We start from the raw sequence: 24,574 nt of genomic DNA on the forward strand, positions 1-24,574 counted from the left end.
TGGTTTCACAAAGCCAAATCAACAAGATTTGGCAACTTAGTAAATATACACAAAACTTTGAGAAAGCACAGAACCCGCATGAAGTTTAGCCGGTGTTGTGCTTTAGTGCTTTCTATATTATAGATCTTAAATCTAAAATTGAATTATTATATCCAGCATCAATACCTCCACCAATATTATTTATATGGTCTTTAGCAGAAATATCATGAAAATTTTTCTTTTCGATTGATGCTCCTTTATCTATTAAAAGTTCAATAATTCTTTTAAGTTTATCTTCTCCTCGGTAATTCATTACTGCTCTAATCAAGGGAGTATTTCCGTATTTATCTTGGATTTCAATTTCAGCATTAAGTTTTATAAGAATTTCAATAGATTTTATATCCATTCTCAAAACTGAATAATGTAGAGCAGAATATTGGTCAGCTCGTTTGTTCGTTTTGTGATTAATATCAACTCCACAATTAATCAAAAATTCAAATAATTTTGATTTCTCAATTTTAGGGTCAATTTCGTTTTTGATAAGATACTCAAGAATATTTTCTCCATCATATGAATCTGTAATTGTAAAATCTATTCCTTTATTTTTCTCTTTCAATAATTTATCCAAATTACTTCTCTGAATAATTTCGGTTAATTTTTCAAGAGTTATTTTGTCGTTTTTATGTTTTTTTAGAAGGGAGAATTTCATTTTTCAGGCATTAAGCACAACGGTTTTGGCTAGGCTTTGTGCGGGCTTGAAAATCGACAAGATTTTCGAACACGGACTAAGCCGAAGCTTTTTGTTTGGATTTGCTTCTTTGATTTCACAAAGCCAAATCAACAAGATTTGGCGACTTAGTAAATATACACAAAACTTTGAAGTTTGCACAAAACCCGCATTAAGTTTAGCCGGTGTTGGGTGTTCGTTTATTCAATTAATTTAAAATTTTCAGGATTACTTTTAGATATTTTTAGAATTACAAAATCACCTATTTCTTTAACTTTAACACTCTTAAACATTGTAAGATTTCCTATTCTTGATTTATTAGAAAATTCTTTCCCATTGTATTTATATGTATAATGGACGATTTCATAATAATAACCTCTTCCCCAATGATGCCAGGAAATATTATTGACTTTCCCATAGACTCTAGTTGTTTCTTCTCCCCAAAATTTAAAATTGTCAGATAGAAAGAACTTTCCAATGAAAAAAACAAACACAAAACTTCCTAAAATAATTATGTTTCGAATTATATTTTTGCGCTTTTCTTTTTTTTCATTTTCATTATATTTTAATTTCCATTTCTCAAACTTTTCAGCATTTTTAATTTTGTTTTTATTAGTTAATTTTTCAAAAAAGCTTAGAGTTTCAGTTCTATAATTTTCAGACACAAATTTATTTATATGAAATTTTGAATCAAGAATTGAGTTTACTTTTAAGCTGTCAAATTTTTTAAAAGAGGAGTCATTAAAATAATTTAAACGTAATTCCGAATAGTTTTTTTCAAGTATTAATCCTTCATATTTATTCTCATCGATGGTTTTATAAATGACAAAATTAATTTGATTATTAGTTTTATAATCATTAATAATTTCATGGATTTCTTCTGAAGAAAACACTCTGAAATTTTCGTCTTTAAACTCGTATAAAATTCTAACTATTATTATCATTTTTTTAATGACACCCAACGGTTTTGGCTAGGCTTTGTGCGGGCTTGAAAATCGGCCAGATTTTCGGACACGTACTAAGCCGAAGCTTTTTGTTTGGTTTTGTTTCTTTGGTTTCACAAAGCCAAATCAACAAGATTTGGCGACTTAGTAAATATACACAAAACTTTGAGAAAGTACAGAACCCGCATTAAGTTTAGCCGGTGTTAGCTAAAGTTTTTCATTGTTTTATAATGTTCGACTTCAGGGAAAGGTTCGTAATAATGATGTAAAAGTTCCTTCCACTTTAAATATTCTTTAGATTCTCTAAATCCTACTGTATGATTTTCAAGTTTTTCCCATTCGACTAACAATATATATTGATTTTCTTTTTCGATACATTTTCGGATAGAATGAGTTATATATCCTTCAATCGAACTAATATATTTTTCAGCAAGTTCAAAATCCTTTTCAAACGATTTATTTAAACCCATTTTCACATTTAGTATTGCAACTTCTAAAATCATAATTTTTTTTTTGAAAATAGTATTTATTTCGTATACAGGAATTTAATAACATTATAAGATTTTGTGTCAATTTCAATTACTCCATCTTTTCCACTTAAATTTCCAAGTATTATATTATTGATAACATTATCCTTCTTTTTTTTATTAATTATTTTAAATTCTTTTTCAAAACCTTTTTTATGAAATAGCTTAATATAAGCTATACCGTTTTCAATTTTAGATGTTTTTTTATAAGTGTAATATTCTTTAATATCTTCCTTTTTCTCACTTAAAAATTTTTCAATTGCAGGCAAGCTTTTTATTAAAGTTTTATTTAATTGTTTTTCATTTTTAAGTGAAACAATATTTGGTTTTGATTCAATAAAATTTATGATTTCTTTTTCGGTTTGAGAAAATACTATAGCTGTTTTTAAAACTAGAAGTATCAGAGCAATTTTTTTCATGGCATTTTTTATTTTAGCTAACGGTTTTGGCTAGGCTTTGTGCGGGAAGAAAATCGCCAAGATTTTCGAACACGGACTAAGCCGAAGCTTTTTGTTTGGATTTGTTTTTTGTGGTTACACAAAGCCAAATCAACAAGATTTGGCGACTTAGTAAATATACACAAAACTTTGGAGTAGGACAGAAGCCCGCATGAAGTTTAGCCGGTGTTAGGCACTGGGTTTATTTTCCCTCCATTCTTGATGTAATTTATCTATATATGAAAAATGGATGTTATGTTCTGAATCAGCTCCTTTTATGTCTTGTAATTCAAATTTCAATTTTGTTTTTTGTTTTGTCTTGAAATCTATATCATCTAATATGATTAATTCTTCGTATTGATAAGATAACCATTTAAATTTTTCAAAAACTTTTGCTTGCTGAAAACTAGAATCAAGTCCCTGGATTATAATTTTTCTTACTGTGTCAAGTTTTTTTGTTAGTTCCTCGCTTGATATTTCTGTCCAACTTTGAATTACTTGATAATAAATCAATTGATGAACACCTACACAACCATCATTAAACCTTTGTAGATATTGATGGTATGGGTAACGGTCTTTTTTAGCCTCGAGAGGGTAATTTAGCTTTTTAATTAATTTATCGGATAATATTATTCTTGGATATATTGCTGAGTTACTTTCTAATAAGTATGCATCAATTAAACCTTGACCGAATACAGTTCCTGATTCATTATGAACTAAATCTCCTATTGTTATACCTCCTCTAAATAATATTCCATTCTCGAGTAAGTTACTTCCTATATAGGCAAGGTTAACAATAAGCGTTGAAAGCATTTCATTAACATTATTATCTACTCTCACAGAAACAACAATACTATCAGAGAATGATGTACTATTAATTTTTCCTATTATATCAAAGTTCTCTATTCCTTTTTTCTGAGCATCTTCTTCAATTTCAATAAGTTTTAATCCCCAACTTTCTAATTTCTCCCATTCTTTTAAATAATTGAGAATAGAATAAAGTGTACGTTTTTTTTCGGGAGTGTTGTTTTTGATTACTTTCCATAAGTGACTAATTATTGATGAATTTTTAGTCAACCTATTTCAGGATTTTACAATTTTAGTGCCTTGTGCCTAACGGTTTTGGCTAGGCTTTGTGCGGGATTGAAAATCGGTTAGATTTTCGAACACGTACTAAGCCGAAGCTTTTTGTTTGGTTTTGTTTCTTTTGATTTCACAAAGCCAAATCAACAAGATTTGGCGACTTAGTAAATATACACAAAACTTTGAAGTAGGACAGAAGCCCGCATGAAGTTTAGCCGGTGTTGTAGTGCGTTTTTTATTCTCTCCATTCTGGTGTCATAATTCTTAAAGCCTCCTTAATTCCTAAACAGTCATAAATTGGATAACTTTCTCTTAAGTCAGTTAAATTAAAATATGCTTTAAGTTTATATTCGTTATCAAATTTTATATAAGTTCCATATCTTAATCCGTCTGTTACTATAAGTCTTTTACAATTTGTTTTTCCTCGTGCATAACCTTGTGCTTGACTTTTAGCAGACAAACAAGAATTTCCCTTTTTTTTGGCTTCTACAACAACTGATAAATTATTATCTTTTCTTGGAAGTTGGTCGAAAAGTGCCAAATCAACCTTATGCCATTCAATTGCCATTTTTTGAGGTGTCCAACCTAAAGCTCTTAATATTGGAACAACTAAATAAGAAACTGTTTCAAACTCTGAAGGTGTTTCCTTTCCAACATACCATTTTGCAATTCTTCTTAATTCGTCAAATTCTTTAGTTAAATTTTCAATTGAATTACTTGAAATTCCTTGTTCAAATAGGTATTCGGCAATTTCATTTTGGTCAATTGAGCGACCTACTTTTGGTAATTCAATAAGTGGTCTTTTATAATTTTCTTTGGGTATATCAAGTTCTGTTAACCATTCTTTAATAGTTTCAGATGTCATTTCTTGAGTAGTATCTCCTTGCTTAAGAGCATATGTATCAAAAAATTTAGGGTTTTCAATTCCATTCCATAACCATTTTACACGTCTAACGTGTTGTAAATCCCAGCCATCAACATCTCCAAAGCAATCAAGCCATTCATATTCTCCAATTATTTGACCAACTCCAAGTACTGTTTTTGTTCCTAAACGAAGAACAACAATGTCACCTTCTTTCATTTGTTCAGCGAATCTCCATAAATCAGTTCTTTTTTTTGATTTCCATCCGTGACTTTTTAAAACATTATCGCATTCAGGATACTTTCCCGCGTATCCAGGACCATTAAGAATGACATCCCATCTCAAACATATTTTTGAATAGTTTCTATCGGTATCGCCACAGGCTTGTTGCCATATTTTCGTATTATCTATGTTCATTTTTTAAATGCACTACAACGGTTTTGGCTAGGCTTTGTGCGGGATTGAAAATCGACAAGATTTTCAGACACGGACTAAGCCGAAGCTTTTTGTTTGGATTTGTTTCTTTGGTTTCACAAAGCCAAATCAACAAGATTTGGCGACTTAGTAAATATACACAAAACTTTGAAGTAAGCACAAACTCCGCATGAAGTTTAGCCGGTGTTAGCTTTAGTTTTTTTAATCTACAAAAGTTTCTTTCATTACAGATTTAAATTCTTTGATTTCAGGTTTCGACATTTTTCCTAAACGTTTCACGATTCTAGTTTTGTCTACAGTTCTTATTTGGTCAACAACAATCCACCCAATTTTATCATTATGTTTGATTTCAATTCGTGTTGGATAATTTCTCGAACTCGTGGTCATTGGAGCAACAATAATTGTTCTCAAATACTTATTCATTTCGTTTGGTGAAATAATTACACAAGGACGAGTTTTATTGATTTCACTACCAACTGTCGGATTAAGGTTGATCAGGACAATATCATATTGTTTTAATTCCATTCTTCAAAGGTTTCGTCTTCAAAGACATCATTAAACAATAATTTATCATCTCCATTTTCCGCCATTTGCTTAAAAGATTCTTCCCATCCTTTTCTTGGAGTTGATAAAGGTTGAATAATGATTTTTCCTTTTTCAAGAATTAAATCTACTTTATCTTTGATATTATATTTTTCAAGAATAGTTTTGCTGAAACGTATTCCTTTTGAATTTCCTATTTGTATTACTGAAACTTCCATAACTTTAATATTTTTGTTATTACAAAGTTATTACTAATTTTTCAATTACACAATTAAAGCTAACGGTTTTGGCTATGGTTTGTTGCGTGAAAATCCGCGAGGGTTTTCCGCCGAGAACCAAAGATAATAAAAATTCGAGGATTTTCCGTAGGAAAATCAGTAGCAATAAATTATAGTCATTGTTGCCTTTAGTAGTGGCGCATAAGAGTGAGTAGGTTCAGTTTGCGTGTCAAAAGTTTTATTAGAAATAGGGATTTTTATTCGTCGAAGTTTTGTCATTTTTAAAAGTCAAAAATTCGCAAAAATAGTTTTTAGAATTTTCGATAAAATAGTCAGAGTTTGATTGAGAATCCGCATGAAGGTTTTGAAAATTTTGAAATCAGTTTTTTTCGCTGAGAAATGGTCAAAATTCAATTAGTCAATTTTATCAAAAGTCAGATTTTATCAGATTAGGAGTAAGGTCAGCCGCTATTGAAGGCAACGGTTTTGGCTAGGATTAGTGCGGGAAGAAAATCGACAAGATTTTCGATTACGGACTAAGCCGAAGCTTTTTGTTTGGTTTTGTTTCTTTGTTTTTCACAAAGCCAAATCAACAAGATTTGGCGACTTAGTAAATATACACAAAACTTTGAAGTTAAAACAAAACCCGCATGAAGTTTAGCCGGTGTTAGGTGTATGTTTTTTGTTTGTGATTAAATAATTTCCATTTTAGTTTAAACTCTAATCCTTTTTCACTTTGTAAAGTTTTTTTTATTATTGATTTTCTATGTCCTGCTCCTAATAAAAATACAGCTTGATTATACTGATTCTCTTTACTATAGTTGTAAATATTTTGGATCATTCCATTTTCTCGGTTTTTTATAACTTCGTTAAATTTTTTGTAAGTATCGAGTAACTTTCTGTTGTATGTTTCAGATTCTATAATTTCTTTTTCTAAAGAACTTTTTCTCTCAAAAAATTCTAAACATTTATTACTATTCAAAAAATTAAAACCTTCTCGTGATATACTGCTTTTATATTCGTTTTTTAATTGATTATAATTTTCATTTTTATTAAATGTCTTAAACATATAAATTTCCTCTTTAGATGAGTGTGGACTAGAGTAGATGTCTACTGGAAAGTGTTTTGTGTTATAGTTTTGTATATATTTCTTGACACATTTTAGTTCAAGAGGAGCATCTGAAGGTAGTTTGGGAAAATTACCATTGTAAACAATATTAAATAAATCAATGTGCATTTCTTCAAAAATCAATTCGGGATTTATAGATTCTATAATCTTATATAATTCATCTGAATTACATTTACCCTTTTCCGAATGATTAGTTGAAATAATGGTTATATTATACATTTTACTTTCACTTTTTATGCGGATTTTCAAAATTACACCTAACGGTTTTAGCTAGGAAACGTAGCGAGTAAACTAGCCGATTAATTTTCAGACTAAAACTACACAAAATAAGTAGAAAATCAACTTTAGTCACTCACAAAAAAGCTATGTTTTTTAGCTGTTGTTAGTTTATGCAACTATTTCACATTTAAAAGTTCATTAGGAGAAAATAAGTTTCCCAATTATCCGCAACGACTTCAAAATCGCATTGCTACGATAATTTCAACGTTTTGCTTGTAAATATTCATCGGATAAAGACAAATTATCAACGAAGCGATTTTAGCGTACAGTTCAGCACGTAATTCTATAAAACTCTTCATTTTCTACAAGTGTTTTTCAAATAATTAGAAAAGAAAATATTGTTTAATTTTTACGTACACTTCAACGCGAAACACAAGTTTTCAAATCATTATCGGTTAGGGAAAAATTATCAATTACTGGATTTTCCCTAATTCATTTTTTACGCAAACAAAGTTTTTTTTCAGCTGATAAAGATCAGTTTCGTTTTGATTTTTTTTGAGTCAGCACTGGTTTCAAACTTATGATTACCGTTCGATTTAAATAACTGCGTAAATTTCGACCAGAAATTTTCGTGGTTGTTTAAACTAACGGTTTTGGCTAGGCTTTGTGCGGGAAGAAAATCGACAAGATTTTCGATTACGGACTAAGCCGAAGCTTTTTGTTTGGATTTGTTTCTTTGATTTCACAAAGCCAAATCAACAAGATTTGGCGACCTAGTAAATATACACAAAACTTTGAGAAAGCACAGAACCCGCATGAAGTTTAGCCGGTGTTGTACTATGTTTTTATTGTTTATTAAAGTTTAAAGAATTTAATGCTGGTGATATATCAAAAAATAAACCATCTAAATTATTTTCATTTTCTTTAATTTCTAAATAGTCAAAATGCTCAATTAAACTTTGTCTTCCTCCAAATTCATAACCAAAGACATACAGCATTTCGTATTCATGAGATGTATTTATAACATAAATGGCATTCTCTTTTTCAATACCAACTCCACTACTATAAATAGCATCTATAATAATATTATACATTCGAATTAGTTTTTCAGACTCATCTTTGTTATTTAGTTCATTATTCGCATATACAAGGTAATTTAGAGCTGAAAAATCAAAAGGAAATTCTTTAATAGCTTTTTGACCATATTCAATTATTTTTTCTAAATCATTTTTAGTAATATTTTTTTTCTTATAAATATCTCTTGCTTTTGAGATGTTTTCTGAGCGAGTATATGGGGAGTAATTTTTATTAAAAATATATCCATAGTAGAGATGTCGCTTATGCTCTAATGTCATTGTAGAGTCTGATTGATAATATTTCTCAAGGAGTTTGGGATAATATAAATCAGAGTTTATATTTTCAATTTCACTTTTAATTAGTTTGTAGTTAGGTTTTTCAAAATCTAATTCTTGAGCAAAAATTGAAAATGAAATTATAAATGTAGTTAGGAAGAATACTTTTTTCATGTAATTTTTAAATATAGTACAACGGTTTTAGCAAGGAAACGTAGCGAGTAAACTAGCAATTAATTTTCAGACTAAAACTACACAAAATAAACAGAAAACCAACTTTGATTAAGCACAAAAAAGCTATGTTTTTTAGCTGTTGTTAGTTTATGCAACTATTTCATATTTAAAAGTTCATTAGGAGAAAATAAGTTTCCCAATTATCCGCAACGATTTTCATCTTGAGTTGCTACGATAATTTCAACGTTTTGCTTGTAGATATTTATCGGTTAAAGACAAATTATCAACGAAGTGATTTTAGCGTACATTTCAGCACGTAATTCTATAAAGTTCTTCATTTTCTACAAGTATTTTTCAAATAATTAGAGAAGAAAATATTGTTTAATTTTTACGTACACTTTAACACATAACACAAGTTTTCAAATCATTATCGGCTAGAGAAAAATTATCAATTACTGGATTTTCCCAAATTCATTTTTTAAGCAAACAAAGGTTTTTTTCAGCTGAGAAAGATAAGTTTCGTTTTGATTTTTTTTGAGTCAGCACTGGTTTCAAACTTATGATTACCGTTCGATTTAAATAACTGCGTAAATTTCGACCAGAAATTTTCGTGGTTGTTTAAACTAACGGTTTTGGCTAGGCTTTGTGCGGGAAGAAAATCGCCAAGATTTTCGATTACGGACTAAGCCGAAGCTTTTTGTTTGGATTTGTTTCTTTTAATTTTACAAAGCCAAATCAACAAGATTTGGCGACTTAGTAAATATACACAAAACTTTGAAGTTTGCACAAAACCCGCATGAAGTTTAGCCGGTGTTGGGTTAAGTTTTTTTCGACTAATCTATTGTTTTCGGTAACGGAGGTGGAGGAGGAATCATAAAGTTGTCAGGTTGTAACTCTTTAATACGAAGTTTGAATTTAAGTTGTTTTTTTAATTCAAATAATTCATTTTCATTTAATTCATTAATGGTCTTGTTGAATATTCTTTCAGAGTATTTATGATAGACTTTTAGATATCCTTTTTTGATGTTTATAATTGACTTAATTAAGCTGTCTTTCGGACAAAGAAGAGAGTATTCTAATTCCACTCCACTATTTTTAAAAAAATCAGGGTCTTCATTTTCATAATATACAATTGCTTTTTCAATTATATTTATGTCTTTTGGATAACCACCTTCATAGATAACATTACCATTTTTATTAATAAAATACCTAAAGGGGAATCTAAAACAACTAATACTGAATGATTCTTTATTGGGACAATTTTTATTTACACTCACTTCTAATCTTTCATACTCACTTATTAATAGTTCAAATTTTTCGGTACTATTGCAAATGTTGTAATTGAGTTTTTTTTTCAAGAAGATCATAAACACCTTGTTTAAAATCGTCAATTTTCAAAGAGGGAATTGCTTTCTCTTCTGTTTTAAATAAGAGTTTGATATTATCTTGCTTGCTTTCATTACAGCTTAATAAACCTAAAATAAATATTAAAACTATCTTTTTCATTTTCAGAATTTAACCCAACGGTTTTGGCTAGGCTTTGTGCGGGATTGAAAATCGGCCAGATTTTCGATTACGTACTAAGCCGAAGCTTTTTGTTTGGATTTTTTTTTGGTTATCACAAAGCCAAATCAACAAGATTTGGCGACTTAGTAAGTATACATAAAACTTTGGAGTTAGCACAAAACCCGCATGAAGTTTAGCCGGTGTTGGCTAATGTTTTTTATTATAATATTCATTCAAATAAATACAATAAAGTAGAATGTTTCGTTCTGTATCATTTTTGTAATTTATTTTTTCAATTAGTGATTCAATGATTTCGTTATTAAACCCACCATTTATCATAACATTATCTAGATTTGAAGATAATTCAGCACCGTGAAAGTTCATTTTTTTACTCAACGGAACTCTAAAACATAAATCCCAAGGATACCTAATCGTAGCTCCTGGAGTTTCAACTAAACATTTCATAAAAGGAACAATTTCCTCAGCTATTTTTTGAACTCCTTTTTTATTAATTATTCGATAATTACTTTTCGTACTTTCTTTAAGTTTATATTTTGTAAGTATTGTCCTTTCAACTTTTTTCAAAGAATCAAATAAATCAAAACTTGACGTTAAGTGTATTATTCGACCTTTATATTCAAATGAGTTAGCTTGATTAAAAGACTCTATTATATTTTCATTAACACATAATTCTATTTCAGTATTAGTAGTTTTGGACAAACTACAACTCGATAAAATTCCTATTATTAATAATAAAATAATTACTGTTTTTTTCATGCTGAAATATTTGCCAACGGTTTTAGCTAGGAAACGAAGCGTTAAACTAGCCGATTAATTTTCAGATTTAAAACTACACAAAATAAAAAGAAAACCAACTTTATGAAAACACAAAATTAGCTTTGTTTTTTAGCTGTTGTTAGCCTATGCAGTTTTTCAGACACAAAAATGTTTTATTGAAAAAATGCATTATCCTTATTTTTTTCAGCGTTACTGCTTTTCAAATCGCGTTGTTACGATAAAATTCAACGCTTTGCTTGTAAATATTTATCAGTTAAAGAAAAGTATCAACGAAACAATTTTTGCGTACAGTTCAGCACGCAACTTTTAACACTATTTTTATTTTTATAGATTTTCTTTCAAAGAATTATGAAGATAAATTATTCATTTTTTACACATAATTCAGCACGTTACTTTATTTACGCACAGAGAAAAGTCAATAATTTTCAGCCACAAAAAAGTACATTTTTTCACAAATAATTTTCTTTAAGAAAGTCAATAAATTATCGGTTTACAGAAAAGTTTTCAACTTGTTTTTTTTGCGTGAGAATTGGTTTTAAAATGTTTAAAGAAAAGTTAAGAATTAATTTATCTGCGGAAATTTCGACCGAAATTTCCTGTTTAGGCTAACGGTTTTGGCTAGGCTTTGTGCGGGATTGAAAATCGGCCAGATTTTCGAACACGTACTAAGCCGAAGCTTTTTGTTTGGATTTGTTTCTTTTGTTTTCACAAAGCCAAATCAACAAGATTTGGCGACCTAGTAAATATACACAAAACTTTGGAGTAGAACAGAAGCCCGCATGAAGTTTAGCCGGTGTTGTGTGCAGTTTTTTTTCGTTTAGCAATTTCTTTCGTCTCATTAATAACCATTTCTTGGTCTGTTTTCAAATAAGCAAAATCTCTGCTTAATCCTTTAAATTCAAATTCTATTTTTCCGTTTTTACTGAAAAAATTTTTCTTTTTAATTCGGAAATTCAAAATATCATCTAAATTATATTCTTCAATTCCTTTTTTCAAAAGTGGGTTTGAGTATTCAATTTTAACTTTATTGTTTTCAGTTTTTATATAATCAACATACAAAGGTTTTGACCAAAATTGATTAATAACATTTCCAATAATCCAACCAATAACAAATCCTATGCTTATTTTATATTCGGGAAAAATGTATTCAGGTAATAATAATAGAGGAATTACTATAAGAAAAGAGAATGTTTTATATAAAATTGTTGAATTTCTATTCATTATTTTTTCTAAAATTGGACACAACGGTTTTGGCTAGGCTTTGTGCGGGCTTGAAAATCGCCAAGATTTTCGAACACGGACTAAGCCGAAGCTTTTTGTTTGGTTTTGTTTCTTTGTTTTCACAAAGCCAAATCAACAAGATTTGGCGACCTAGTAAATATACACAAAACTTTGAAGTAAGCACAAAACCCGCATGAAGTTTAGCCGGTGTTGTAGTGCGTTTTTTATTTCATTTTCCCTATCCAAACATCTCCTTTTGGATAAAAATAAATTTTCTCATTATCAACTACAGCTACATAAAATTCTTTTTGAATGACTCTTTTATAAAGTTTTTGATCTTTGTAATATTGTTCTTTATGCTGATATTCTTCTTTAGGAAAATTTATTTCCCATTCATGAATTGAGTCCATATCAGTTTTTCTGTTCCAAGTAAAATGTTGTAGTTCAGTTGATAGATTTTCAGATAAGTTTAAGTTAAATTCGTTTTTTTTCTTAGAGTTTAAAAAAGCTTCATTTTCATAATAAGGTATTTTTTCTTCTATTGCACAAACAACTTCTGATTTTAACATTCTTGGATTATATAACCAAATTGCTAAATAATAATCTTTATTTAGTTTATCAAGTTCATGTTTCCATTCAAAATATGTTTTCAGTAGAGTTTCAATAACTAACTTTCTTAGCTCTCCTTTAATATTAAATTCAGCACCATACCATTCTTCGATTTCATAATTGTAATATTTTTCATTATTTAAAAAATCTATATTTAATTTAGATTCAAAGTTATTATTAGACTTATTTATTTCTCTAATAATCTTCTTTGAAAGAATGGTATTCTTCTTCATTTTAATTTTTTTTCAAATGCACTACAACGGTTTTGGCTAGGCTTTGTGCGGGATTGAAAATCGACCAGATTTTCGATTACGGACTAAGCCGAAGCTTTTTGTTTGGATTTGTTTCTTTGATTTTAACTAAGCCAAATCAACAAGATTTGGCGACCTAGTAAATATACACAAAACTTTGAAGTAAGCACAAAACCCGTATGAAGTTTAGCCGGTGTTGTACGTTCGTTATTTGTTTTTATAAACTTCACTCCAAACCAAGTCTAAAATTTTATATATTTTATTTAGTTGAATTTCAATTTCATTATTGTTTTTCAACATTAAATCTCTGTATTTAAATACAATTTTATCTGTTTCTCTTTTTAAAGTATATTTTTCATTTGAAATAGTAGAATCTTTACTTACAATATTTAATAATTCAATTTTTTTTAAATCTTCAGTGTTAAATCTTTTTTGATGAGTAATTTCGTTTCTAATTTCTCTAAAAGTATCTATAAATGAATTTAATAGATTTAACTCGAAAAATAATTCAGGAGATTTTAATTTAATTTTTTCAGCACATTTCCCTTCTGTTCCATTTTTATTTATTAGAAAATTATAAGGTTTACAATCTCTAGGTTTTAAATTTGTTTCAAGTAATATATTTAAAAAAATCAGTAATCGATCCATAATACCTGTGGTTCTAAACAAATAATTTTCAATATGATATATAATATGTTCAAATCGATAGATTCCATTTTTTTTTAGCTTTTCAGTTTGTCTAAAACTCGAAAGAAAATAGGGTGTTTGATATAATTGTTCTAAAACAATATCGATTTCTGCAACAGCTAAAAATGATTCAATTAAAAAATTATCTTTGTTTGTAGGTTTATATTTATCATCATTTTTAATTATAAATTCAGAAGATAAATTTCCTAGCTTTTTTTTAAATGTAATTTCTTTCAATTTTTAATTTTAATGACGTACAACGGTTTTAGCTAGGAAACGTAGCGAGTTGACTAGCAATTAATTTTCAGACTAAAACTACACAAAATAAATAAAACACGGACATTGAGAAAGCAGAAACTTAGCTATGTTTTTTAGCTGTTGTTAACTTATGCAATTTTTCAAACTGAAAAATTCACTAGGATAGAAGAAGTTTCCAAAATATCCGCAACAACATCAAAGTTGCATTGCTACGATAATTTCAACGTTTTGCTTGGTAGATATTTATCGATTAAAGACAAATTATCAACGAAGCGATTTTAGCGTACATTTCAGCACTTAACTTAGTGAAACAACTTTTCGTTTCATTAGATATTTTTCAAATAAAGAGCAAAGAAATATTTATATGATTTTCACGTACACTTCAATACGTAATACCAGTTTACAAATCATTATCGGCTAGAGAAAAATTATCAATTACTGAAATTTTTTCCAATTCATTTTTTACGCAGACAAAAGGCTTTTTTCAGCTCAAAAAGATAAGCTTCGTTTTGATTTTTTTTGAGTCAGCACCGGTTTCAAACTAAAGAATACCGTTCAATTTAAACATCCGCGTAAATTTCGACAGAAATTTCAAGGATTGTTTAAGTTAACGGTTTTGGCTAGGCTTTGTGCGGGCTTGAAAATCGACAAGATTTTCGAACACGGACTAAGCCGAAGCTTTTTGTTTGGATTTGTTTCTTTGTTTTTCACAAAGCCAAATCAACAAGATTTGGCGACTTATTAAATATACACAAAACTTTGAAGTTAGCACAGAACCCGCATGAAGTTTAGCCGGTGTTGGCTTACGTACTTTATTTATTTGCATTCTCGTACAAAAAATCCAAAGCCCATTGTGGTCTTTCATTAGCAAATTTTTGCATTTCCTTTTGAGACATTCCTTTTCGAACACCTAAATCAAATTCGGTTAAATTCTTTTTTGCTATATCAGATAAGGCCATCGGGAAATACATTCCATTTCCAATATCTGATTTTCTAACAAGTATATATTTACCCATAAGTCCTGATACAATTGGGTTATCCATTGGCATTGAAATTGTCGTTCGTCTCATAATAAAAAACTCCCTTAAAACACTCTGTTCTGAAGGGTCTAATCTTTTAATGTCTTCTATAATTTCTTTTGTTACTTTTGATTTGAAACTAAATCACTCTGCACTAGAAGTACAGAGGTTTGTTTCACTGGGGACTTAAGTCCCCCCCTTTTCTTTTACTCAACTATAAAATTAGTATTGTCTGAATTTGACTTACGATGATGCTCTAAATACTCATTAACCATTTTATCGGTTATATTTCCTGTACTCCAAGCCCCATAACCTGTTGCCCAAAAATGTTTACCCCAGTACATCTTCCTTAATTTTGGAAATTCTTGCTGAAGTTTTCGAGAACTTCGACCTTTCATCTGTTTTACCAAAAAACTTACACTTTGTTTGGGACTATATTCTACATGCATATGAACATGGTCTGAGCTAACAACTCCTTTCAAAATCTCTACTCCTTCTGCTTCACATATCTGAATCAGTAATTCTCGACAACGTAATTGAACATCTCCTTTCAAAACACTATATCTATACTTAGTTGACCATACGATGTGACAACTAAGACGGCTTACTGTATGAGATCCTTTCCTATGATATTCTGTCATATCATAAAGATATCATTTTTTATACCACTAAAGTGCTGCAATGAAATTGCAGGGTTTTAACCCAAATCTGAAACCAATAAAACTATTAATTTTTCTTATGAAATAATATATAATAGAAAGAGCAATAAAAGAAATACATACTATAAATGTTATTCCGAAAAATTTCCCGTAATCCTTTTCAAATTCAACTAATTTTAATTGAGTTAAAAAATCATCGGAACCGAACAATAAAATTCCACTTACTATTGCAAAAAGAATAAATATTTTAATTGGAATTTTACTAAAATCAATTAAGTCGCTGAATGAAAAATTCATATTAAATTGGATAAACTATAGTCGTTGATACCTTTTCTTTTAGATTTTTGGAATTGTCAATATCTTCTAAATCTACAAAAATCTCAATTTCATATTTAGTCATATTTTCCGTGTCTATTATATTTTGTTTTTCAGTCCAAGATTTTGTTACTCTATAAACTCTATCATCGTTATTTATCTTACATTTTTGTCCTAATTCCATTTTTTTTATTTTTCCGGTATGTATGCCAACGGTTTTAGCTAGGAAACGAAGCGTTAAACTAGCCGATTAATTTTCAGACTTAAAACTACACAAAATAAAAAGAAAACCAACTTAGAGAAAGCATAAATTAGCTTTGTTTTTTAGCTGTTGTTAGCCTATGCAGTTTTTCAGCCATGAAAATGTTTTATTGAAAAAATGCATTATCCTTATTTTTTTCAGCGTTACTGCTTTTCAAATCGCGTTGTTACAATAAAATTCAACGTTTTGCTTGTAAATATTTATCGGTTAAAGAAAAGTATCAATGAAACAATTTTTTGCGTAAAGTTCAGCACGCAATTTTTAACACCATTTTTATTCTTATATATTTTTTCTCAAAGAATTATGATGATAAATTATTCGTTTTTTACGCATAATTCAGCACGTTACTTTTTTACTCACAGAGAAAAGTCAATAATTCTCAGCCACAAAAAAATACATTTTTTTACAAATAATTTTCTTTAAAAAAAGTCAATAAATTATCGGTTTACATAAAATTTTCAGACTTTAATTTTTTGCGTTAAGATTGATTTCAAAATGTTTCAAGAAAAGTTAAGAATTAATTTTTCTGCGGAAATTTCGACCGAAATTTCCTGTTTAGGCTAACGTGTTTGTGTTAAGAAAAGTTGCGTGGTTTAGGGACTAAGTTAATAAATAAAACACGAACCAAGAAAATCCGAGAGGATTTTCGTAAGTAGGCTTTTACTAGCAATTTTTTTTACACGGTGTTAGGTGCAGTTTTTATTCTTTCATTTTCTCAACTATAATTCCTTTCTTGTTAATATTATTAAATTTATATTTTTCACCTTGTATTTTTAAAATAAATGAATTCCAAGAATTCCATTTAACAAATTCCACACCCGAAAATTCTCCTTTCAAGTGAAAATTCGAGTAAAGGTCATCTTCATTTACTAATCTTTTCCAAATTATTTTCGTTCCACCTCCATTTTCACTTTCAATTCCTTTTTCAATATAAATTCCATTATATATTTCAGATGTTGTGATAATTAATCTATAAAATTCTCCAACAGGAAACTCCTCTTTTTTTTGATTTTCAGCAATAAATAAATTTCCTTTACTTATTGAAGTAATCCATTTATAAATATCTTTTTCACTCGTGTCAGAAGTTTTGATTTCAGATTGTGAGTGAATATAAAAAGAATTAATAATCGTAAAAAGTATTATAATGGTTTTCTTCATTTGTCTTATCCTGATATAGGTTGCCCTTTTTTTAGGTTGATTATCTTCTTATCTAAATAGTAAGTTCAGGTAAATTTACATTATTTCTACGATATGATTTGTATTTGATGTTTGGATTTAGATGTACTTCAGCCGGCTTTCTTAAATCAAGACTAAAATGCGTTCTAAGATTATTATAAATATAAACAGCTTGTTTTGTCATTTTCTGAGCAATAGCTGTGTTTTTGATTGTTAATTTTAGTCCGTATTCGTATTTCAAAGTTTGATTAATTCTCTCAGCTAGGGCATTTTCATAAGGGTCGTATTGTTCTGTCATACTCATTGTCATTCCATTATTTTCAGCAAATTCGGTGTATTTGGGGTTGCAATATTGAAACCCTCTATCTGAATGATGAATAAGTTTTTTATTAGGGTATTTCCTGTTTTTAATAGCCATAGCGAGCGCTTGGGTACAAAGGGATGTTCTCATATGGTTTGCAAGGTTATAACCCATAATTTGCTTAGAATAGGCATCTGTTACCAATGCTAAATAATTATGTCCATGTTGGGTTTTAATATAGGTTATATCCGTCACCCAAAGCTGTTCAGGTCTTGTAGGTACTTGTTTTTTTACGATGTTTTTATACTTTCTAAACTGATGATTTGAGTTTGTTGTAGTATGGTAGTTTTTAATCCTAGGCACCAGCAAGTTATATTGTCTTAAAAAACGATAAAACTTGTCTCTTCCGATGTATATATTTTGTCCAATCATCTGCTCTTTAAGTTCTTTATGAAGTTTTATACCACCAGATCTTTGTCCAACATTTTTACGATATTTTTGGACCATTATGATTCTTTTTTTATCGTTTATTTCTTTGTTTTCGAGTGTTTTGATTCTTTTGTAGAAGGCTTGTTTACTGACCCCGAAGCATTGATAGATCCATTTTCTTTTAAAAGGTTTATCTTCTTTATTTCTATCTCTTTTGCTAATGTTTCGGGCAATGACTTTTTTGACATATCGACACCTGTAATGATTTCCATATCTGCAATGATATCCTGTTGAAAGTCTTTTACAAACTCCAATTCTTCAATACGTTGCTTTAATTTTTTTATTTCGTTTAGTTTACTCATACCTGTATTTTGTTGATGCAAAGTACTGTATTTATTTAACCAATAAGAAATGGTAGATCTAGAAATGTTATATTTCTTAGCAGCAAAGTTTACAGATATTTGACCATTTTGAATTTGGTCAATGACAAATAATTTGTGTTGAAAAGTAACTTTTTCGTAGTTTTTTTTTCGACAGGGTGTTTTTTTGTTTGTGTCCATAGTTTAACTAAAGTGTTTAATTTTTAGTCAACCTATTTCAGGAAATTACAATTTCTTTAATTGCACCTAACGGTTTTGGCTAGGCTTTGTGCGGGGTTGAAAATCGACAAGATTTTCGAACACGTACTAAGCCGAAGCTTTTTGTTTGGTTTTGTTTCTTTGTTTTCACAAAGCCAAATCAACAAGATTTGGCGACTTAGTAAATATACACAAAACTTTGAAGTAAGCACTAAACCCGCATGAAGTTTAGCCGGTGTTAGCAAATGTATTTATAACCAACTATCACTTACTTTCGAATAACAAATTTCAAAATTGAGTTTATATTCATGTTTCAGTAATTCTATTAATTTTCGAAACTCAGGTTTTGAGTTAGGTGATATATGTACTTTTTTAATTAGAGTATTTAAATCTACTTCAACTAATTTACTTTCAGGAACTTCCCCTTCTTGGGTAATTGTAATGCATCTTATTTCATTCTCAAATTGATAAAAGTCTAATTTTGTTACAAACGGATAAAACATATTTGAAGTTGAAAAGTGATAATTTTCCTCGTTAATATAATTTACTTCACCAATATATATTATTCTAGATGTTTTGTTAAATGATTTTTGTAGAGAATTTAAGTCTGTTTCTATAGCAACTCCAGTCTTATCTTTTGCATACATTTTCCACATTGCAAAAGATTCTCTTTCGGCATAACTCCAAGATGATATTAAATGGTTTTTTCGTAAGTTTTTTTCTAGATAATTATTTAGATTTTCATTTACTTTAACACCTTTTTCTTTATCATCTTCTATCATTCTTTCCAAAATAAAGTGAGGTATTCTACCTTCGTTATTATCTCCTAAATTATCGGAGTTTGAGAAAAATACAGATTTAGTTTCTAAAAGATTTAATAGTTTCCAAAAATCCATATATCTCCATATAGGTTTGTTAAAAGAATTTTTTGTTTGAAAGACGTAATGTTCGTTATACATGTGTGATTAAATATATTTTTGCTAACGGTTTTGGCTAGGCTTTGTGCGGGAAGAAAATCGACAAGATTTTCGAACACGTACTAAGCCGAAGCTTTTTGTTTGGTTTTGTTTCTTTTAATTTCACAAAGCCAAATCAACAAGATTTGGCGACTTAGTAAATATACACAAAACTTTGAAGTAAGCACAAAACCCGCATGAAGTTTAGCCGGTGTTAGCTAAAGTATTTTTCAAACTGATTTTTTTAATTGAAAATGTCATGTTAAAAACATAAAGTCTTAAAGAAAAATATCATTTCACACAGCTACAAAAAATTAGAATAGTTAAAGTTCTTAATTGTGATAATTTTTCAAAAGAGATATGATTTCACGTAATTACGATAATTTCCTACACGTTTCTACTGTTTTCAATTATCAAGAAAAGAAGAACTTTTTATGTTTAGTTAATGTTTCAAAAACTTAATAATTTCACGCAACTACGATAATTTCTTAGGCGTTTCTACTGTTTTTATTTATCAAGAAAATATAATTTTTTTAAGTTTAAATAATTTCTCAAAAACTTGATATTTTTCGCAGTTACTGTTTTTTAAACACAAGTTTTTTGTCATGACTTTTAAAATATTTTCGCTGATAAGAATGTTAATTTTTGACAGAAATATTTTTTAAGCATTTATGTAGAACGAAAAAGTCAGTAATTTTCAGCTAATTAAATGCTCTTATTTTATGATAAATTTCAAAATAGGAGAGAAGTTAAAAAGTTTCAAATTATATTGATAATTCTACGGAAAACGCCGCTACGATTTTATTTTAGCTAACGGTTTTGGCTAGGCTTTGTGCGGGCTTGAAAATCGGCAAGATTTTCGAACACGCAACTAAGCCGAAGCTTTTTGTTTGGATTTGTTTCTTTGATTTCACAAAGCCAAATCAACAAGATTTGGCGACTTAGTAAATATACACAAAACTTTGAAGTAAGCACAAAACCCGCATGAAGTTTAGCCGTTGTTAGCTGCTGCCAATTTCGTGTTTTAAATATATTTCAAATATTTAAACATTTAATTCAGGTAATTCTTTTTTGATCCTTTCTTAAATCATTCATGAAAAATACTTAGTTTGTAGATATTATTCATTCTTTAAAATATTTATTCTTAGTTGTAACTTATTCAACCATGATATTAGTAAAAATTCAAGGTTTAAATTTTAAAATCAAGTATTTTGTCCTTTCGTTTACAATAACAGCTTTTTCTTGTTCTTTAATCATTAAATTATCAAGTCCATTACCTAGTCTAGTGTCAGAATTATTTATATTTTCAAATTTTTGATTTCTAATTTTCAACCATTTTAACTGCTCGTTTTTTAATTTGTCTTTTTCAGCAGAGTTCATTTTTTCACGAACTTGCTTATAAACAATATTTAATAAGCTATCAGATTTTTTATAAAATGAAAGGGAACATTCATACATGAATTTTCCTTTATCTAAACATTTCTGATTTTCAGTTTCTAGCTTTTTCAAACTTTCATTAAAATCTTGTGAAGAAACATTTAATGAAATTATAAAAGCGAAAATGGAAATTATTTTTTTCATTTATTTTTTTTAAACGGTTGCAGCTAACGGGTTTGGCTAGGATTAGTGCGGGGAGAAAATCTGCGGATTTTCGAACACGGACTAAGCCGAAGCTTTTTGTTTGGTTTTGTATTTTTTAGTTAAACTAAGCCAAATCAACAAGATTTGGCGACTTAGTAAATATACACAAAACATTGAAGTTTAAACCAAAGCCCGCATTAATTTTAGCCGTTGTTAGCTAAAGTTTGGAATAACTATTTAATTGATTATTGAACTTCTATATCAAAAGTCAATAAATTTGTGTTTTAGTATAAGATTGAATATTCTTCAACCAAAATATCATTTAATTTATTTGTATTATATATTGTAGTAAACTTGTCTTCTGTTATTGTTATTTCGAATAAACTGGGAATATCTAAACCACTAAAAATTCCATCTTCAGCATAAAGAATTCTAATATAAATTTTTCTATCATCCGATAACTCAATAATAAAACAACCTATATCATTACCGTCATTAATGTATTTGTTAATGACTTTATCCCAATTTTCAGATTTTCCTGTGCTAATTTCAAAGTATCCTACATTTTCTTTTCTAGATGAAATATCTATATACTCTGTTTTTCGTATTTGAATTGTATTATTTTCAATTATTTGACCAAAATGAATTTTGGTGTCATTATATTCATTATTAGTATAATTTTTAAAAATAAATTCTCTTGGGGCTACATCTTCTTCAAATAATTCACAACTAATAGTGATAAATGATAGAATAATTATTAGAAATAAATTCTTTTTCATTTTTATAATTTTAGCTAACGGGTTTGGATAGGATTAGTGCGGGGAGAAAATCTGCGGATTTTCGAACTTGCACTAAGCCAAAGCTTTTTGTTTGGTTTTGTATTTTTAGTTAAACTAAGCCAAATCAACAAGATTTGGCGACTAAGTAAATATACGCAAAACATTGAAGTTTAAAATAAAGCCCGCATTAATTTTAGCCGGTGTTGTACTACGTTTTATTTTTCCATCTCTTTGATATCTTTGTTTCTTTTAATTTATAAATTTCAAAGTTATATTTCAGACTAAAATTATTTCGATTTATATCGGAAAATCCTTTATTCAATAATGGAATATTGTATCCATAAGTTATAGAAAAGGCTCCAAATCCTATTCCAATTTCTGGTCTAAATCTCAATGAACTTTCTTTTGAATTATTATAATAAATTAAACTACTCCCAAATGCAAAACCGCCAGTAATCATAAAACCTACTTTTGGTCCGTATATCCACTCCTGTCCTCGTTCTTTATTAAACTCGGATCCAATATATAAATATCCACTTGCAGGATGAGGAGGTCGGCAATTAAATGTATATAAAGAAAGTCCCAATTCAGGTAGTCCATTTTTATGAAGGTTATATCCCATTAACATTGAAATACTAGTTTTTCGAATAGTTATACTATCCAAACTATTAATTGTCTTAAGAAAATCCATTTTAGAAATTCCATCACATAGTTGTGAAAAAGTACTAACAGATATAAATAACAAAAGAATAATCAAATTTTTCTTCATAATGTAGTACAACGGTTTTGGCTAGGCTTTGTGCGGGATTGAAAATCGGACAGATTTTCGATTACGTACTAAGCCGAAGCTTTTTGTTTGGTTTTGTTTCTTTTGGTTTAAACTAAGCCAAATCAACAAGATTTGGCGACTTAGTAAATATACACAAAACTTTGAAGTAAGCACAAAACCCGCATGAAGTTTAGCCGGTGTTGCCTAACGTTTTTATTTTCAGAAAATTTGTTATGTTCTTATCATTCCATGTAGATACATAATTAGTATTAATAAAATATTAATTACAAAAATAACTAGATTCATTTTTTTTCTTTTCTTAACAATTGCGTAGACATATAAAAACAATAAGCTTAAAAAAATAATGCCCCAAAAAAGACATATTTTAGAATACAAAGAAGGTGTTTCATAATAATATGGTACAGGACCTTCTCCGCCAAATGGATACTTTTCAATTCTCTTTAAAACACCAACAGTATACCACTCAAAAAGATTAAAAAAAGCAACGAAACTAGAAAATATTATCAATAAGAATTTTATAATTAAATTCACTATTTTGGTTTTCGTGTATTTATAATTTTCAATAACCCGTTGTTTTCTCACAATATCAATAAGTTCTTTATTTGTATAATTTTCAAGAAGTTTTATTAAAATTTTCCATAATTTAGAGATGATATTTCTTCTAAATATTCATATTCAACTTTACATTCTTCTGTTAAATAATCATCAATAATATCTGTTAATTCCCACGTATCAATATCGAGTACAAGTTGATTATCAATTTCATGTAATTTTAGATGTGGTTTATTTAATTTCAAGTTTTAATTTTAATGTTTGGCAACGGTTTTGGCTAGGCTTTGTGCGGGATTGAAAATCGACAAGATTTTCGAACACGGACTAAGCCGAAGCTTTTTGTTTGGTTTTGTTTCTTTGGTTTTCACAAAGCCAAATCAACAAGATTTGGCGACTTAGTAAATATACACAAAACTTTGAGAAAGCACAGAACCCGCATGAAGTTTAGCCGGTGTTAGCTAATGTTTTTTTAATTAGTTTCAAATTGAATCCATTCAGACCAATTTTCAGATTCATTTCCGTTATTGTCAATTATATTAAACCTTATTTTATATAAAAAATTTAAATTAAAATAGAAATTTCCACCACACATATTTCTTCCAATGGATAAATCCTTTCCTTTTCTTTTAATAATACAGTAAGTAGTTTTTGTATTAGTACTTATTTCAACTAATTCAGTTTTTAATATTTCTGAGTTATTTTTTGAATCTGCAAATGTAAAACTTACATTTTGTGAAGGTCCACATCCGTAACTTTGTGAGCTGAAACTTAAAAATTTTGGATCTAATTTTATTCTTTCGGTTGGAAGGTTTGAATTTGTAATTATCCATTTAATAGACTCATATTTTTGAGATTTAGAATTATATTTCAAAAAGAGTTCTTTTTCATGTTTATTTAAATTGTCAATTATTAATTCATATTCAATACCTATATTTAATTCATGTTCTGGTATCAAAATCGCTTGTCTAGTTAATGATTGTCCAGAAAATATATCTTTAATAATTAGATTAATAATTTCGTTATCAGATTTTAAGTATACAGGGAATTTTTTGTTTAAAAGGGATATAATTCCTTGTTGGGTAAAAGTGCTTCCTTCTATTATAATTAGCGAATTCTGAGGTAATTTTCAGAGTATGGATATATACTAAAATGAGGTTCTTTACATTTCGAAAAAGCATTTATTGATAGAGATATTATTATAAAAAAGATTATTTGAAA

At 28.7% G+C, this 24,574-nt stretch carries 28 protein-coding genes and 1 pseudogene; all 29 read right to left on the reverse strand.

Going from position 1 to position 24,574, the window contains the following annotated elements:
- Positions 1-112: 112 nt before the first annotated feature.
- The 29 genes and pseudogenes from ACXGQT_RS01380 to ACXGQT_RS01520 all read right to left on the reverse strand — a co-directional run bounded on the left by ACXGQT_RS01380 (position 113) and on the right by ACXGQT_RS01520 (position 24,311).
- Positions 113-688, reverse strand: coding sequence for an ankyrin repeat domain-containing protein (locus ACXGQT_RS01380; RefSeq protein ID WP_457829641.1), 576 nt, complete (start codon positions 686-688; stop codon positions 113-115).
- 218 nt (positions 689-906) lie between these two features.
- A complete protein-coding gene (locus tag ACXGQT_RS01385; protein WP_457829642.1) occupies positions 907-1,650 on the reverse strand; it encodes a hypothetical protein in 744 nt (247 codons plus the stop codon).
- A gap of 203 nt (positions 1,651-1,853) precedes the next feature.
- On the reverse strand, positions 1,854-2,153 hold the full coding sequence (locus ACXGQT_RS01390) for an antibiotic biosynthesis monooxygenase family protein (protein WP_457829643.1): 300 nt from the start codon (positions 2,151-2,153) through the stop codon (positions 1,854-1,856).
- A 23-nt stretch (positions 2,154-2,176) separates the two neighbouring features.
- A complete protein-coding gene (locus ACXGQT_RS01395; protein ID WP_457829644.1) occupies positions 2,177-2,596 on the reverse strand; it encodes a hypothetical protein in 420 nt (139 codons plus the stop codon).
- Positions 2,597-2,803: 207 nt separating this feature from the next.
- A complete protein-coding gene (locus ACXGQT_RS01400; RefSeq protein ID WP_457829645.1) occupies positions 2,804-3,691 on the reverse strand; it encodes a hypothetical protein in 888 nt (295 codons plus the stop codon).
- Between the two features lie 241 nt (positions 3,692-3,932).
- Positions 3,933-4,904 carry a hypothetical protein gene (locus ACXGQT_RS01405; RefSeq protein WP_457829646.1) on the reverse strand — a complete coding sequence of 324 codons (972 nt, stop codon included), beginning with the start codon at positions 4,902-4,904 and terminating at the stop codon, positions 3,933-3,935.
- A 291-nt stretch (positions 4,905-5,195) separates the two neighbouring features.
- The gene (locus ACXGQT_RS01410) at positions 5,196-5,519 is read right to left on the reverse strand and encodes a type II toxin-antitoxin system PemK/MazF family toxin (protein WP_139957798.1); all 324 of its coding nucleotides are present in this window, start codon (positions 5,517-5,519) and stop codon (positions 5,196-5,198) included.
- Positions 5,510-5,755, reverse strand: a complete 246-nt coding sequence (locus tag ACXGQT_RS01415) for an AbrB/MazE/SpoVT family DNA-binding domain-containing protein (protein WP_139957797.1) — start codon at positions 5,753-5,755, stop codon at positions 5,510-5,512. Before ACXGQT_RS01415 ends, ACXGQT_RS01410 begins: the two co-directional genes overlap by 10 nt.
- A 667-nt stretch (positions 5,756-6,422) precedes the next feature.
- A complete protein-coding gene (locus ACXGQT_RS01420) occupies positions 6,423-7,133 on the reverse strand; it encodes a hypothetical protein (RefSeq protein WP_457829647.1) in 711 nt (236 codons plus the stop codon).
- Positions 7,134-7,948: 815 nt separating this feature from the next.
- Positions 7,949-8,629, reverse strand: coding sequence for a DUF4919 domain-containing protein (locus ACXGQT_RS01425; RefSeq protein ID WP_457829648.1), 681 nt, complete (start codon positions 8,627-8,629; stop codon positions 7,949-7,951).
- Positions 8,630-9,462: 833 nt separating this feature from the next.
- On the reverse strand, positions 9,463-9,996 hold the full coding sequence (locus ACXGQT_RS01430; protein ID WP_457829649.1) for a hypothetical protein: 534 nt from the start codon (positions 9,994-9,996) through the stop codon (positions 9,463-9,465).
- Complete coding sequence (locus ACXGQT_RS01435) at positions 9,953-10,135, reverse strand: hypothetical protein (RefSeq protein ID WP_457829650.1); 183 nt, start codon at positions 10,133-10,135, stop codon at positions 9,953-9,955. Before ACXGQT_RS01435 ends, ACXGQT_RS01430 begins: the two co-directional genes overlap by 44 nt.
- A 207-nt stretch (positions 10,136-10,342) precedes the next feature.
- Positions 10,343-10,912 (reverse strand): hypothetical protein, encoded by a 570-nt coding sequence (locus tag ACXGQT_RS01440; protein ID WP_457829651.1) that lies wholly within the window; start codon positions 10,910-10,912, stop codon positions 10,343-10,345.
- An 807-nt stretch (positions 10,913-11,719) separates the two neighbouring features.
- Complete coding sequence (locus tag ACXGQT_RS01445) at positions 11,720-12,154, reverse strand: hypothetical protein (RefSeq protein ID WP_457829652.1); 435 nt, start codon at positions 12,152-12,154, stop codon at positions 11,720-11,722.
- Between the two features lie 224 nt (positions 12,155-12,378).
- Positions 12,379-12,996 (reverse strand): hypothetical protein, encoded by a 618-nt coding sequence (locus ACXGQT_RS01450; RefSeq protein WP_457829653.1) that lies wholly within the window; start codon positions 12,994-12,996, stop codon positions 12,379-12,381.
- A gap of 225 nt (positions 12,997-13,221) precedes the next feature.
- Positions 13,222-13,938, reverse strand: coding sequence for a Cthe_2314 family HEPN domain-containing protein (locus ACXGQT_RS01455; RefSeq protein ID WP_457829654.1), 717 nt, complete (start codon positions 13,936-13,938; stop codon positions 13,222-13,224).
- A gap of 833 nt (positions 13,939-14,771) precedes the next feature.
- A pseudogene (locus ACXGQT_RS01460) lies at positions 14,772-15,095 on the reverse strand (super-infection exclusion protein B); the annotation flags it as partial.
- Between the two features lie 89 nt (positions 15,096-15,184).
- On the reverse strand, positions 15,185-15,619 hold the full coding sequence (tnpA, locus tag ACXGQT_RS01465) for an IS200/IS605 family transposase (protein ID WP_457829655.1): 435 nt from the start codon (positions 15,617-15,619) through the stop codon (positions 15,185-15,187).
- 27 nt (positions 15,620-15,646) lie between these two features.
- Positions 15,647-15,934: a super-infection exclusion protein B gene (locus ACXGQT_RS01470; RefSeq protein ID WP_457829656.1), complete on the reverse strand. Its 288-nt coding sequence runs from the start codon at positions 15,932-15,934 to the stop codon at positions 15,647-15,649.
- Between the two features lies 1 nt (position 15,935).
- Entirely contained in the window at positions 15,936-16,136 is a 201-nt protein-coding gene (locus tag ACXGQT_RS01475; RefSeq protein ID WP_457829657.1) for a hypothetical protein, read from the reverse strand.
- A gap of 777 nt (positions 16,137-16,913) precedes the next feature.
- Positions 16,914-17,372 carry a hypothetical protein gene (locus ACXGQT_RS01480; RefSeq protein ID WP_457829658.1) on the reverse strand — a complete coding sequence of 153 codons (459 nt, stop codon included), beginning with the start codon at positions 17,370-17,372 and terminating at the stop codon, positions 16,914-16,916.
- Between the two features lie 52 nt (positions 17,373-17,424).
- On the reverse strand, positions 17,425-18,291 hold the full coding sequence (locus ACXGQT_RS01485; protein WP_457830793.1) for an IS3 family transposase: 867 nt from the start codon (positions 18,289-18,291) through the stop codon (positions 17,425-17,427).
- On the reverse strand, positions 18,219-18,680 hold the full coding sequence (locus ACXGQT_RS01490; RefSeq protein ID WP_457829545.1) for a helix-turn-helix domain-containing protein: 462 nt from the start codon (positions 18,678-18,680) through the stop codon (positions 18,219-18,221). The genes ACXGQT_RS01485 and ACXGQT_RS01490 overlap by 73 nt, the downstream gene beginning before the upstream one ends.
- A 269-nt stretch (positions 18,681-18,949) precedes the next feature.
- Positions 18,950-19,657 (reverse strand): DUF2971 domain-containing protein, encoded by a 708-nt coding sequence (locus ACXGQT_RS01495; protein ID WP_457829659.1) that lies wholly within the window; start codon positions 19,655-19,657, stop codon positions 18,950-18,952.
- Between the two features lie 1,179 nt (positions 19,658-20,836).
- Positions 20,837-21,235, reverse strand: coding sequence for a lysozyme inhibitor LprI family protein (locus tag ACXGQT_RS01500; RefSeq protein WP_457829660.1), 399 nt, complete (start codon positions 21,233-21,235; stop codon positions 20,837-20,839).
- Between the two features lie 284 nt (positions 21,236-21,519).
- Positions 21,520-22,014: a hypothetical protein gene (locus ACXGQT_RS01505; protein WP_457829661.1), complete on the reverse strand. Its 495-nt coding sequence runs from the start codon at positions 22,012-22,014 to the stop codon at positions 21,520-21,522.
- A gap of 208 nt (positions 22,015-22,222) precedes the next feature.
- Positions 22,223-22,783: a hypothetical protein gene (locus tag ACXGQT_RS01510; protein ID WP_457829662.1), complete on the reverse strand. Its 561-nt coding sequence runs from the start codon at positions 22,781-22,783 to the stop codon at positions 22,223-22,225.
- A gap of 647 nt (positions 22,784-23,430) precedes the next feature.
- Positions 23,431-23,601, reverse strand: a complete 171-nt coding sequence (locus tag ACXGQT_RS01515) for a hypothetical protein (RefSeq protein WP_457829663.1) — start codon at positions 23,599-23,601, stop codon at positions 23,431-23,433.
- Between the two features lie 224 nt (positions 23,602-23,825).
- Positions 23,826-24,311, reverse strand: coding sequence for a hypothetical protein (locus ACXGQT_RS01520; protein ID WP_457829664.1), 486 nt, complete (start codon positions 24,309-24,311; stop codon positions 23,826-23,828).
- Between the last annotated feature and the right edge of the window lie 263 nt (positions 24,312-24,574).

The sequence above is a fragment of the Wenyingzhuangia sp. IMCC45467 genome, assembly GCF_054111205.1.

Excerpts from the sequence above, each read along its gene's own strand:
- ACXGQT_RS01435 (WP_457829650.1), bottom strand. The coding sequence starts at position 10,135 with ATGAAAAAGATAGTTTTAATATTTATTTTAGGTTTATTAAGCTGTAAT.
- ACXGQT_RS01425 (WP_457829648.1), bottom strand. The coding sequence starts at position 8,629 with ATGAAAAAAGTATTCTTCCTAACTACATTTATAATTTCATTTTCAATT.
- tnpA (WP_457829655.1), bottom strand. The coding sequence starts at position 15,619 with ATGACAGAATATCATAGGAAAGGATCTCATACAGTAAGCCGTCTTAGT.
- ACXGQT_RS01500 (WP_457829660.1), bottom strand. The coding sequence starts at position 21,235 with ATGAAAAAAATAATTTCCATTTTCGCTTTTATAATTTCATTAAATGTT.
- ACXGQT_RS01495 (WP_457829659.1), bottom strand. The coding sequence starts at position 19,657 with ATGTATAACGAACATTACGTCTTTCAAACAAAAAATTCTTTTAACAAA.
- ACXGQT_RS01470 (WP_457829656.1), bottom strand. The coding sequence starts at position 15,934 with ATGAATTTTTCATTCAGCGACTTAATTGATTTTAGTAAAATTCCAATT.
- ACXGQT_RS01490 (WP_457829545.1), bottom strand. The coding sequence starts at position 18,680 with ATGGACACAAACAAAAAAACACCCTGTCGAAAAAAAAACTACGAAAAA.
- ACXGQT_RS01510 (WP_457829662.1), bottom strand. The coding sequence starts at position 22,783 with ATGAAGAAAAATTTGATTATTCTTTTGTTATTTATATCTGTTAGTACT.
- ACXGQT_RS01395 (WP_457829644.1), bottom strand. The coding sequence starts at position 2,596 with ATGAAAAAAATTGCTCTGATACTTCTAGTTTTAAAAACAGCTATAGTA.
- ACXGQT_RS01505 (WP_457829661.1), bottom strand. The coding sequence starts at position 22,014 with ATGAAAAAGAATTTATTTCTAATAATTATTCTATCATTTATCACTATT.
- ACXGQT_RS01410 (WP_139957798.1), bottom strand. The coding sequence starts at position 5,519 with ATGGAATTAAAACAATATGATATTGTCCTGATCAACCTTAATCCGACA.
- ACXGQT_RS01385 (WP_457829642.1), bottom strand. The coding sequence starts at position 1,650 with ATGATAATAATAGTTAGAATTTTATACGAGTTTAAAGACGAAAATTTC.
- ACXGQT_RS01480 (WP_457829658.1), bottom strand. The coding sequence starts at position 17,372 with ATGAAGAAAACCATTATAATACTTTTTACGATTATTAATTCTTTTTAT.
- ACXGQT_RS01440 (WP_457829651.1), bottom strand. The coding sequence starts at position 10,912 with ATGAAAAAAACAGTAATTATTTTATTATTAATAATAGGAATTTTATCG.
- ACXGQT_RS01445 (WP_457829652.1), bottom strand. The coding sequence starts at position 12,154 with ATGAATAGAAATTCAACAATTTTATATAAAACATTCTCTTTTCTTATA.
- ACXGQT_RS01415 (WP_139957797.1), bottom strand. The coding sequence starts at position 5,755 with ATGGAAGTTTCAGTAATACAAATAGGAAATTCAAAAGGAATACGTTTC.
- ACXGQT_RS01430 (WP_457829649.1), bottom strand. The coding sequence starts at position 9,996 with ATGATCTTCTTGAAAAAAAAACTCAATTACAACATTTGCAATAGTACC.
- ACXGQT_RS01390 (WP_457829643.1), bottom strand. The coding sequence starts at position 2,153 with ATGATTTTAGAAGTTGCAATACTAAATGTGAAAATGGGTTTAAATAAA.
- ACXGQT_RS01475 (WP_457829657.1), bottom strand. The coding sequence starts at position 16,136 with ATGGAATTAGGACAAAAATGTAAGATAAATAACGATGATAGAGTTTAT.
- ACXGQT_RS01450 (WP_457829653.1), bottom strand. The coding sequence starts at position 12,996 with ATGAAGAAGAATACCATTCTTTCAAAGAAGATTATTAGAGAAATAAAT.
- ACXGQT_RS01380 (WP_457829641.1), bottom strand. The coding sequence starts at position 688 with ATGAAATTCTCCCTTCTAAAAAAACATAAAAACGACAAAATAACTCTT.